4 protein-coding genes are annotated in these 4,580 nt (G+C 76.8%); 2 read left to right on the top strand and 2 right to left on the bottom strand.

Annotated features, from left to right (window positions below):
• On the bottom strand, positions 1-1,065 hold a 1,065-nt coding region (locus tag FNX44_RS24065), incomplete at its 3' end, for a hypothetical protein (RefSeq protein WP_143651028.1).
• A gap of 166 nt (positions 1,066-1,231) precedes the next feature.
• On the opposite strand from FNX44_RS24065, the gene FNX44_RS24070 reads away from it, so the two are divergent.
• Positions 1,232-1,840, top strand: a complete 609-nt coding sequence (locus FNX44_RS24070) for a histidine phosphatase family protein (protein ID WP_143651030.1) — start codon at positions 1,232-1,234, stop codon at positions 1,838-1,840.
• 45 nt (positions 1,841-1,885) lie between these two features.
• On the opposite strand, the gene FNX44_RS24075 is transcribed toward FNX44_RS24070, so the two are convergent.
• A complete protein-coding gene (locus FNX44_RS24075; RefSeq protein WP_228450167.1) occupies positions 1,886-3,484 on the bottom strand; it encodes an NsdA family TPR-like regulatory protein in 1,599 nt (532 codons plus the stop codon).
• Between the two features lie 291 nt (positions 3,485-3,775).
• On the opposite strand from FNX44_RS24075, the gene FNX44_RS24080 reads away from it, so the two are divergent.
• Entirely contained in the window at positions 3,776-4,102 is a 327-nt protein-coding gene (locus tag FNX44_RS24080; protein ID WP_228450168.1) for a hypothetical protein, read from the top strand.
• Positions 4,103-4,580: the final 478 nt, after the last annotated feature.

Raw genomic sequence — 4,580 nt, forward strand, 5'->3', positions numbered from 1 at the left:
GGCGGAGGGCGGGGCGGGCGCCCGTGCGGCGGCCAGCGCGTCGGCGATCGTGCCGAGACCGCCGAGCTCGGCGCGTGTCGCCCGGCCGAGCACGCCCGGCTCGCCCGCCTCACGCGCCCGCTCGCGGCAGTGGAACGCCAGGTCGCAGCCCGACTGGCAGTCCGGCGCGTACGTCGCCGGGACCGCGTCGACCGCCGCCGTCAGCCGGTCCGGCGGCAGCTCGGGATCAAAGCTGACGCCCTGCGGCAGCCGCGCCGCGATCTCCTCGACGCGGGTGAGCCGGGCCAGCTGCCGCCGGACCGTCGCCCGCTGCCTGCGCAGGTCGAGCGGGGCGGCCGTCGGCAGGTTGGAGAAGTCGCGCGGGCAGACGAGCAGCGCCGCGTCGGCGACCGCGCCACCGGCCTCGGCGAGCGCCAGCGCGTACACGGCGGCCTGCCGCGCCGCCGCGCCGACCTTCGCCGGGTCGGCGGAACCGTCCAGGATCGAGAACGACTTGATCTCCACGATGGTGCGCACGGCGTCCGGCGTGACCACGACGGCGTCCGGCTCCAGACAGACCGGGGAACCGGCCACGTCCAGCTCCAGCATCGGGTGGAGCAGCACCGTCCAACGCCCCTCGGCGGCGGCCTCGTCCGCCTCGGCCAGCGCCCGGAGCGTCCGCGCGCGGCGGCCCGCCGGGCCCTCACCGGTGGTGTCGGGGCAGTCCAGCGCGGTGGCGACCGGCGGGGTGCGGCCCGTCACGGAGCACAGCAGGCGTACGAGCTCGGCGCCGCCGTCGGCGGTCACCCGGGACTCGAAGGCGTGCCCGCGGGCGAAGGCGAACTGCGACCGGCCGAACCCGGACGGCGCGCCCAGCGCCCCGGCGAGCGCGGCCTTGTCCACGCCGGCGCTGTCGAGCAGCGCCCGGCGGTCGCAGCCCGGGTTCGCTGCGAGCGCTGCCAGCGCCCGGCTGTCCATCGGGCGGGGGGCACGGCCGGGCCCGCGCAGCGCGGCGAGCCGGGCCCGCAGGGCGGACCGCGCCGGCCCGCCCTGCGCGGAGGCGGTGGGGTGGGGCAGATGGGTCACCCGCCGAAGTCTGGCATCTCCCACCGACAACGCGCCCGGGCGACACCGTTACGCATCGCGACCAGGACGCTGACCAGGCGTGATACGCCCGCCCCGGGCGGCCGGCCACGGACGCGGGTGCGATCCTGGGCAGACGGCACGACCCCGATGAGGAGCAGGACCTGTGGTGGACGCCCCGACACGTACGCGCGTACTACTCGTACGGCACGGCGAGACCGCCTGGTCGGTCCGCGGCCGGCACACCGGCCGTACCGACGTGCCGCTGCTGGACCGGGGACGGCGCATGGCGGAACTCCTCGGCGAACGTCTGCGCCGGGCGCCCTGGGACGGCCTGGACGGCGTCGAGGTGCGGACGAGCCCGCTCGTCCGGGCGTCCGAGACCTGCGAGATCGCCGGCTTCGGCGACCGCGCGACGCCCTGGGACGCGCTCATGGAGTGGGACTACGGCTCCTACGAGGGGCTGACGCCCGAGGAGATCCGCGAGCGCGCCGGTGCCGACTGGGTGATCTGGCGGGACGGCGTCGCCGACGGCGAGAGCCGCGCCGCGATGGCCGAACGCGCCGACACGATCGTGGAGTGGGCGCGCTCGGCCGACCGGGACGTGCTGCTGTTCGCGCACGGCCATCTGTTGCGCACGCTGGCCGCCCGCTGGCTGGGCGAGAGCCTGGAGTTCGGCGCCCGGCTGCGGCTGGCGCCCGCGTCCCTGTCGGTACTCGGCTGGGCGTACGGGCAGCCGGCGGTGGAGCGCTGGAACGACACCGGCCACCTGGACTGAGCCGGCCGCGCGGCCCGTGGAGGCGCTACCCGTCCTCGCCGCGCGTCACGCGCTCCCGCCGCGCGGTACGGGGACGCGGGCCGCGCGCGGTGGACCCGCCGGCGTCGGGACCCGTTCCAGGAAGGCCGCGACCTCCGGGCGTCGGCGGTGCGCCGACAGCCGCCCGGCGGTGTCGTGCAGCATGCGCCGCACCCGCGAACTGTGCACGGTCCGTAGCAGGTCCAGCGCCCGCAGGGCGTGGCTCGCGGCCTCCTCGGGAGACCCGGCGGCCACCAGGTCGCCCGCCAACTGGGCGGTGAACAGGGCGGTGTTGCGGACGAACTGGGGCGGCTGGAGGGCCACGGCGTCCAGGGCCCGCCGCGCGGCCCGGTCGCGGTCGCCGAGCGCGGACCACGCCTGGGCCTCCAGACCGGCCAGCTCCGCCGCGCCGAAGAACGTCATCCACTCGGGGTCGTCGTCGGTCGGCCCGCGGTCGAAGAGTGCCGTCGCCCGGCCCAACGCGTCCTCGGTCCCGGCCCGGTCGCCCAGGCCGCTCCAACCGCCCGCCTCGCGCAGGGCGAGCAGCGACTGGAGTCGGTAGGACCCGAGCCGGCGGGCGGCCTGCTGGCCGGCCTGCGCGGCCCGCAGCGCCTCCCGGGGGCGTCCGGCGTCCCTGGCGAGGAAGGACGTGTTGCAGAAGGCGTGCGCCTCCAGCGCCGCGTCACCGGCGAAGCGGGCGATGGACAACGCCTCCGCGTAGTGCGAGCGGGCGTCGTCGAAGCGCTCCGAGTCGTGCGCCAACCAGCCGACCGAGATGGCGAGTTCGCCCGTACTGCCGCCGAGCTGGTCGGCCACCGTCTGGTGGCGGGCGCCCGCGTCGAGCAGTTCGAACGTGCGGCGCAGGGTGGCGCCGGCCCGCTGGTAGAGCCGGTCGGCGCCGTGCCGGTCGTCCAACAGCCGGATCTGCCGCACGGCTTCGGCGACGGACGCCGCCTCGCTGCGACCCGGTCGGGCGGCGGGCCGGGCGGGCTGCTCGGGGATGCCCGTCGGCAGCGGTTCGGCCGCCGCGGCCGGCCGGCCGCCGAGCGGTGTGTACAGGGAAGCGGTGGCCAGGGCGGCGGAGCCGCCGGTCATGAACGCGCGACGAAGCACGTCGCTCTCCTCGTCGGTGTGGGCGCGGTTGTCGCCGCGATCGGAAGTGCGGTCGCCCGAGGGGCGCGCGGAGGCGCTTTCGGGCGCGTCGTCACCTCCGTACGCCCTTCGCCGCCTGGCCGAGCGGCCGCGCACGGCCTCCCGGGGGCAGAAGCCCATGTCCACCAGCGAGTAGCCCGGGAACATGTGCCGGAACACCCGCTCGTAGGCGTAGTTGGGGCAGCGGATCTCGCCCGACTCCACCCGGCCGATGTACCGGGCGTCGCACGACACCTGTTCGCCGATCTCCCGCGCGGCGCGGCGCACGGTGGCGGCGAACTCGCCCGGCGACAGCTGGCCGCGCAGCCGCCGGAACACCTCGTTCGGCCGCCGCCGTGGTGTCGGCGGCGGATCGCCCGTGGTCGGTGCGGCGGCGGTCCCGTCGGTCCCGCCCGCCGGCCCGGCCCGGACCGCACGGCCCGCCGCCCCGGCCGGCTCGTACTCACCGGCTGACGTGGAAGGTGACGACGCCATGCCGGGAAGGTACACGCCGCAAGCTGGGCGGCGGACGGTGTTTGGCTACAAACCGGATATCCCATCCGTGATCCGCCATGAACCGCCACCCTTCGAGTGGTGCGGAACCGTTTCCGTTGACGGCCGGGACGCGTTGGTCCTCATGCAGTACCGACAGCGGAGGAAGGAATCCCGTTGCTGGACACCGACGGATCATGCGGAGTCACCGAACGCCACACCCCACCCGGTTTGCCGTCGCCCGTCGACGGCGATGAGCGGCCCACCTGGGAGCTGGTGACCGTTCCCGGCAGAATGGGGCTCGAAACCGTCGACATCCTGCGCCTCGGCGGAGGAGTCGGACCGGTCCTCCACGACCTCACCGGCGACACGGTCGGCTTCCTGGTGGAAGCCGGGACCGGCGCGCGCTGGAACCTCCTCGGCAGTGTCTGCGTGCCGCTGCGGGGGTGGCGGCGGCTGGCCGCCGTCCCGCCGCTGCCCGGCGCGTCCTGGCTCGTCGCACCGGACGCCGCGCAGGGCGAGACCACCGACAGCGCGCGTCTGCGCCGCGCCCTCGCCGACGCCGCCCGCACCCTCGCCGCCGTCCACGCCCTCGGCACCCCCACCCACCACACCGACTGACCGGCGCGGCGTCGGCCGTGCCGCGCGCGGGCTCACGTGGCACGGCCGTACCGAGCACGACGCGCCCCGGCGCTCGGGTCCGCGCCCCGGTCGGCACCGCATACGGGCCGCGGCGGAGGCGTGGGACCGGCCCGGCGCGCCGAGGTGCCGTCGGAGGGGCACGTGCCCGCGACCTCGCCACGCCCGAGAACCGGCGCCCGTGCCGCGCGCCGTCGCGAGCGCGCGCCGACGGCGTCCGTTCCCGGGCAAAGACCCGCGCACGTCGTGATCGGGGCGCGTCCCCGGGAGGGGATCTGGGTATCGGGACGCGGGCAAGTGCCCTCCCGCCTGTCGGCGTCGCGTCGGACGAGTCGATACGGGGCCGCCCCCGTGCTCCGGTCGGGCGAGCAGGTCGGCGGGGACAGCCCGTCCTGGGGGAGTTCGAGGGCCGGGGGCCGGGAGCTGGCCCTCAGGATGGGGGCGGCGCCTACGACCGGGG

The sequence above is a fragment of the Streptomyces alkaliterrae genome (genome assembly GCF_007097205.2).
In the GTDB taxonomy this organism is placed as follows: Bacteria; Actinomycetota; Actinomycetes; order Streptomycetales; family Streptomycetaceae; genus Streptomyces; species Streptomyces alkaliterrae.